The organism is Odoribacter sp. (assembly GCF_985060555.1).
Genome location: NZ_CFKYFN010000042.1, coordinates 1 through 3,994 on the forward strand (window position 1 = coordinate 1; position 3,994 = coordinate 3,994).

General features: G+C 44.2%; 4 protein-coding genes and 1 pseudogene. 4 read left to right on the forward strand and 1 reads right to left on the reverse strand.

Annotated features, from left to right (window positions below; genetic code table 11):
- The 3 genes and pseudogenes from AC5RDS_RS05695 to AC5RDS_RS05705 form a co-directional block, all read left to right on the forward strand.
- Positions 1 to 198: pseudogene (locus AC5RDS_RS05695) on the forward strand (hypothetical protein); the annotation flags it as partial.
- Positions 186 to 1,094: a radical SAM mobile pair protein B gene (locus tag AC5RDS_RS05700; protein ID WP_494222254.1), complete on the forward strand. Its 909-nt coding sequence runs from the start codon at positions 186 to 188 to the stop codon at positions 1,092 to 1,094. The pseudogene AC5RDS_RS05695 and the gene AC5RDS_RS05700, both read left to right, overlap by 13 nt.
- A 50-nt stretch (positions 1,095 to 1,144) precedes the next feature.
- A complete protein-coding gene (locus AC5RDS_RS05705; protein WP_117465138.1) occupies positions 1,145 to 1,513 on the forward strand; it encodes a nuclear transport factor 2 family protein in 369 nt (122 codons plus the stop codon).
- 230 nt (positions 1,514 to 1,743) lie between these two features.
- Here the strand turns inward: AC5RDS_RS05705 and AC5RDS_RS05710 are convergent, their stop codons facing one another.
- Positions 1,744 to 2,565, reverse strand: coding sequence for a polysaccharide deacetylase family protein (locus AC5RDS_RS05710; RefSeq protein ID WP_494222255.1), 822 nt, complete (start codon positions 2,563 to 2,565; stop codon positions 1,744 to 1,746).
- A 218-nt stretch (positions 2,566 to 2,783) separates the two neighbouring features.
- On the opposite strand from AC5RDS_RS05710, the gene hflK reads away from it, so the two are divergent.
- Positions 2,784 to 3,815 carry an FtsH protease activity modulator HflK gene (hflK, locus tag AC5RDS_RS05715; RefSeq protein WP_494222256.1) on the forward strand — a complete coding sequence of 344 codons (1,032 nt, stop codon included), beginning with the start codon at positions 2,784 to 2,786 and terminating at the stop codon, positions 3,813 to 3,815.
- The last annotated feature ends 179 nt before the right edge of the window (positions 3,816 to 3,994 follow it).

The following is a 3,994-nucleotide window of genomic DNA, read 5'->3' on the forward strand; positions in this document are numbered from 1 at the left end:
ATGACCGGAGCTCAGAGCAGGAAGATTCATACGGAGCCGGAATGGGCATGGTCTCTGGCGGACCAGGCACATAAGCTCGGCATTCCGGTGTTTATGAAGGAAGACCTTGTCCCTATCATAGGGGATGAAAATATGATTCAGGAAATGCCGGAAGAATTTAATAAAGTGTTAGAGGTACAGAAATCATGGAAGAAGTAATAAATGGAATCCTCATTCGTGAGGTGGAAACAAAGAACATCATGACTAAGTCTAGTCTGCCGGTAGGCGGTTACTCGGTCAATCCCTATGTGGGCTGTACACATGCCTGCAAGTATTGCTATGCTTCTTTTATGAAGCGCTTTACCGGACACACGGAGAAATGGGGTACTTTCCTTGATGTAAAGCATTGGCCGGAAATTAAAAATCCGAAGAAATATGCCGGACAGCGGGTGGTCATTGGTTCTGTGACGGATGGCTACAATCCACAGGAGGAGCAATTCGGGAATACCAGAAAACTTCTGGAGCAGCTGATCGGCAGTGACGCAGATATTCTGATCTGCACAAAGTCGGATCTTGTGGTACGGGATATTGATCTGCTGAAGAAGCTTGGACGTGTAACCGTTTCATGGTCGATCAACACACTGGATGAAAATTTCAAGAACGATATGGACTCTGCTTCGAGCATTGAGCGGCGTATCGCTGCTATGAAGCAGGTATATGAAGCAGGTATCCGTACAGTCTGTTTCGTATCCCCGGTATTTCCCGGTATCACGGATTTTGAAGCAATCTTTGAGCGGGTAAAGGATCAGTGCGATCTGTTCTGGCTCGAAAATCTCAATCTTCGAGGCGGTTTCAAAAAGACAATTATGGATTATATCGCCGGACAATATCCTGATCTTGTACCACTTTACGACGAGATCTATAACAAGCATAACCGCAGCTACTTTGAAGCACTTGAAGTAAAAGCTGAGAAAATGGCTAAGAAGTATGATTGTGCCTTTGTGGATAATGAAATGCCTTATGGCAGAGTCCCGCAGGGGCATCCGGTGATTGTAGATTATTTCTATCATGAGGAAATCCGTGGGACAGAGAATACCGGAAAAAGAAATCGCTAATTTCCAGTTTGGAGAATTGAGAAAATCGGAATTTGACGAGGTAAGTAATTATGGATGTATGCAGTTTTATTAAGGCTGTGTTGGCTCAAGATGAGAACACAATCAGAAGTTTTTTTCACAAAGATGCGTATGTGAATTGGCATTGTTCCAACGAACACTTTACGGTCGATGAGTTCATTATTGCAAACTGTGAATATCCAGGTGATTGGGATGGAACAGTTGAACGAGTTGAAGTGATAGGCGATTTATTCATCACGGTAACAAAAGTTTATCCCCAAGATAGAAGTGTATATTTCCATGTGGTGTCATTCATAAGAACAGCAAATGATAAAATTACGTCAATGGATGAATACTGGGCTGATGATGGAAATCCTCCACAATGGAGAATAGATAAGCACATAGGCACACCAATTATATAAATTCAAGTTTGTCAATTACAGGTGACATTGAAAGAGACAGCCCATTCAAGGTGCTGGCTCTTTCAAAAATTCCATTCTAATAAATTGCACGACAACTTATCAAAAAATAAGCTCACCATCCGGTCTTTACTATCCTATCTTTCTTACTGTCTGTCCGCAAGTTTTATGGTTTTCATCAGTGTATTCTCCAGCACACCTGCCGGACAGTCATCGCTATCCGGCTTAACTTTTTACAGCAATGTATTCAGATCCACCAGGGTTCCGCCCTCGATCTCCACGCACTTGTCACTGTTTAACTGCAGCCATACGCTGCAGGCATTGGGGTTATATACCTTTTCGTAATCCGCAGAGAACTGTAAACGTTTCGCTGCATCCATATAATCAATGATCTCGATGTTGGTGGCGTACCAGATGTCGTCTCTGCCGCCCATGTATTTACAGAAGTTCTCGATCACATCCCAGTTGTCATTATTATCGAACTCGTAGCTGTGCCCCCAGACATACATCAGCTTCAGGTACTGGCTCTTCTTGAAATCGGCGAAAAATTCCGCGTACTCCATCAGCTTCGGATCATTATGATGGCAGGTAGCATGCCACTCCAACGGATCCTTTGGCAGTGCAAAATCCGGAACCGTCTCTACCACTCTGGCATAAGCCACGCCCAACTGACGGTACAGCTGTTTGATCTCTTCACTGTAAGAACCGTTGGGATATGCATGTCCTCTGATGATCCGGCCGGTCCATTTCTCCAGACCTTTCCGGTCTTCCAACAGTTCCTCTGCGACTTCCACCAGTGGGCATCTCTCAATGGTGGGATGGGTCATGGTATGAGTTGCGATCTCATGACCGTCGTATAATCCTTCCATTTCCTCGAAGGTCATACGGGGCCGCTCTCCGACCTGTCCGTAATTCAGGTTGAAGGTTGCCTTGATCCCGTATTTATTAAAAATACCGATCAGCCGCTTATCCTGTAACTTACCATCATCATAACTCATGGTCAGAGCTTTGGCTTTTCCGCCGGGAAAACAAGTATATACTTTCATCTTTTCCATCCTTTTCTACTGTAATTTCTGTTGTGGTTTTAAAATATGATAATTTTCATCCCACATGTTTTCATCATATTACGACTGGAATAATTTTGCAACTGATAAGAATCCGGCATTAACCCTCTTTATCGTGCAGAATTTTCCATTGCCTTCCTTTCATTCATCCTTTAATATAGTAAAATATACAACCAATAAACGAATTACAATGAGAAGGGAGCATATTTATGAAAAAATTCAACTCCTTCCGTAATCGCCAGAACGGCTTTGAAGATTTAGGTTCCGGCACCGCGGAAGCAGCAAAAACGAAAAAAAGCTGGTGGAAAGTCCCCGGCATCATTCTTGTGATTCTGGTAATCGCTATTTTTGCTTTTAATTCCACTTACCAGATCCGTGAACAGGAGCAGGCGGTTCTGATCACTTTAGGCCAGGCCAAAGCGGTAACGGATCCCGGACTTCATTTTAAGATACCATTCATCCAGCAGGTTCGTAAAGTAAATACCACCATTCAGGGATTTTCCCTGGGATATGATGTAGATTCCAATTCTTCGGAAACCGACGATTCTCTCATGATCACTTCCGATTACAATTTTGTCAACGTCGATTTCTTCGTAGAGTATCGCTTCAGCGATCCGGTAAAAGCAGTCTATGCTTCCAAAGACCCTGTGCTGATCCTGCGTAACATCAGCCAGAGCTGTATCCGCACTGTCATCGGCAGCTATCCGGTAGATGACGTACTGACCACCGGTAAAAATGAGATTCAGGCTGCTATTAAAGAAATGATTCTGGAGCGTCTGAGCGAACAGGATATCGGTATCCAACTGGTAAATATCACGATCCAGGATTCCGAGCCGCCTACCTCCGAAGTCATGGAAGCTTTCAAGGCTGTGGAAACCGCCAAGCAGGGGAAAGAAACCGCTCTGAACAATGCCAATAAATACCGCAATGAACAGCTTCCTCTGGCGCAGGCACAGGCCGACGGTATCATCAAAGACGCTGAGGCGCAAAAGGCCGAGCGCATCAATGAGGCTACTGCACAGGTTGCGCGTTTTAACGCTATGTACGAGGAATATATCAAGAACCCGACAATAACTAAACAGCGCATGTTCTACGAGACCATGGAAGAAGTCCTGCCGGATCTCAAAGTAGTCATCGAAAGTCCAAACGGCAATACACAGACCTTCTATCCTTTGGAATCTTTCACAGGTACGACAACCGGTTCTTCCACGGAAAACAGCACCCCTGAAACCGCACAATAATCATTGTCTACAGAAAGGCAGTTTTAATAATATGAAAAAATTAAAAAATATATCTCTGATTCTATTGGTACTGGTGCTGCTGATCATCGGATCCTCCAGCATTGTCGTTACCAACGAAAACGAATACAGTCTGATCCGACAGTTCGGTAAAGTAGACCATGTAGTGAGTTCTGCAGGTG

Bases quoted from the DNA above. Each gene is read 5' to 3' on its own strand.
- AC5RDS_RS05700 (WP_494222254.1), top strand. From the start codon at position 186: ATGGAAGAAGTAATAAATGGAATCCTCATTCGTGAGGTGGAAACAAAG.
- AC5RDS_RS05705 (WP_117465138.1), top strand. From the start codon at position 1,145: ATGGATGTATGCAGTTTTATTAAGGCTGTGTTGGCTCAAGATGAGAAC.
- hflK (WP_494222256.1), top strand. From the start codon at position 2,784: ATGAAAAAATTCAACTCCTTCCGTAATCGCCAGAACGGCTTTGAAGAT.
- AC5RDS_RS05710 (WP_494222255.1), bottom strand. From the start codon at position 2,565: ATGGAAAAGATGAAAGTATATACTTGTTTTCCCGGCGGAAAAGCCAAA.